Origin of the sequence: Pseudomonas sp. AMR01, assembly GCF_041946035.1 — a bacterium.
Classification (GTDB): Bacteria; Pseudomonadota; Gammaproteobacteria; order Pseudomonadales; family Pseudomonadaceae; genus Aquipseudomonas; species Aquipseudomonas antarctica_B.
The window spans coordinates 1-1025 of record NZ_JAUTYR010000092.1; the positions used below are offsets into that span (position 1 = coordinate 1).

At 52.9% G+C, this 1025-nt stretch carries 2 protein-coding genes; one reads left to right on the forward strand and one right to left on the reverse strand.

Going from position 1 to position 1025, the window contains the following annotated elements; all coding sequences use genetic code 11:
• On the forward strand, nucleotides 1-223 hold a 223-nt coding region (locus tag Q7C20_RS26650; protein WP_375071176.1), incomplete at its 5' end, for a hypothetical protein.
• Between the two features lie 175 nt (nucleotides 224-398).
• Here Q7C20_RS26650 and Q7C20_RS26655 read toward each other — a convergent pair.
• On the reverse strand, nucleotides 399-1025 hold a 627-nt coding region (locus Q7C20_RS26655; protein WP_375071177.1), incomplete at its 5' end, for a transposase.

Consider the following 1025-nt stretch of genomic DNA (forward strand, 5'->3'; position numbering starts at 1 on the left):
GGGTAAGTCAGAGTTCTCTAAGGTGTTGGGCATCTCCGAACGGGAGGCAACCTTAGCCTACGGTGAGTATCATCGGGATGTTGAGCGACAGATCGCACTGGTGAACTCAACAGGGGAGATAACTACCTCCCTAGAACATCATGAGCACATAAAATCTTTCTTCAGGTGTGAATCGGCGTGCGAAATTGACCCACTTGGGTGGGTTATGAGCGTGCAAAATTGACCCACCTGCCACGTTAGCATCCGCGCTGAATAGCGCGGAGGAATGAGCAGGTGATATTGATGGAAAGTGTATCGAAGATCCGTCGTTGGATATTGGTTGAGGTGTCCGTCGTCATATAAAATGGGACATCAGAGCGGCTTAAACATTGGAGGCTCTGGTTCGGTTGCGTGATTGATTATGCTGCTTGTTTTTGATGTTGCAAGCGGCGGCTTTGGATCGTCATTTTCTTGATCTTTTCCCTTTCTCTGATGATGGCTTTGTCACGTCCAAAATAGACGTCAGCGGGTGTGACGTTGCTTAGGCTCTCGTGGTAGCGCTGGTTGTTGTAATAGTCGACGAAGGCCCCGATCTGGCGTTCAAGATCGCCGGGCAGGTAGTAGTTTTCTAGTAGAACCCGGTTCTTCATGGTCTGATGCCAGCGCTCGATTTTGCCCTGGGTTTGCGGATGGAACGGCGCACCGCGAACGTGATCCATTTTCTGGTCCCCCAGCCATTTGGCCAGGTCGCCGGATATGTAGCACGACCCGTTGTCGCTGAGCAGGCGCGGCTTGTGTCGGACCACGGCTTGGTCGCAGCCAGACGCCGTAAGAGCCAGCTCAATGGTGTCTGTCACGTCCTCGGCCCGCATGGTCGTGCAGAGCTTCCAGGCAATGATATACCGGCTGTAATCGTCCAGGATCGTGCTGAGGTAATACCAGCCCCACCCGATGATCTTGAAGTAGGTGAAGTCGGTCTGCCACATCTGATTGATCGCCGTGGTTTTGTCCGAGAACTCATCGGCAGCCTTGATCACCACATACTC